Here is a 530-nt window from a genome sequence, read left to right as displayed (position 1 = left end):
CACCACCGCCACGGCCTTGAACGGCTTTTCGTCCTCGCGCCGCAACTCGTTGAAATGCTCGACGGCTTCTTCCAGCCGGTGTTCGGTGAGCGAGACCTCGTATTCCGTTTTGCCGTCTGCGCCCTTTCCCTCCTTGATCGACATGCCGTAGAGGCCCGGCGCGAGCGTCTCGATTGTCTCCAGCACGTTGAAGATCTGCGTGTATTCCTTCTTCGCCACCTTGCCGGAAACAAAGATGCCGAGATGGCCGGCGTCCTCGTGCATCAGGGCGACGATGACCTGGCCGCGCGCCTTGATCTCCTCGGTGCTGCTGTATACGTCAGCGACCCAGTTGAACGCCTGTTGCGGCGGCGTGATGTTGTCGCCCATCGATGCGAAAAGGATGATGGGCGAGCGGATGGCGCGCAGATCGAAGGATTTGCCCGACGGGCCGGACACTTCGCCGGACCACAGCTTGTTGCCGATGAAGAGGTTACGGGTGATCCACTCGATCTCTTCCCGGTTCATCAGGTAGTAGCTGCCCCACCACC

The 530-nt window shown here is 60.8% G+C and carries 1 protein-coding gene; it reads right to left on the bottom strand.

Features of this window, described 5'->3' with window-relative positions; all coding sequences use genetic code 11:
* The coding region (locus F6X40_RS43805; protein ID WP_187631914.1) for a DUF3141 domain-containing protein at positions 1 to 530 on the bottom strand (530 nt) is incomplete at both ends.

The organism is Paraburkholderia sp. UCT31, assembly GCF_014397655.1.
GTDB lineage: Bacteria > Pseudomonadota > Gammaproteobacteria > Burkholderiales > Burkholderiaceae > Paraburkholderia > Paraburkholderia tuberum.
Note: the sequence above shows the minus strand (reverse complement) of the source record. Positions and strands in the feature narration are given on the sequence as shown.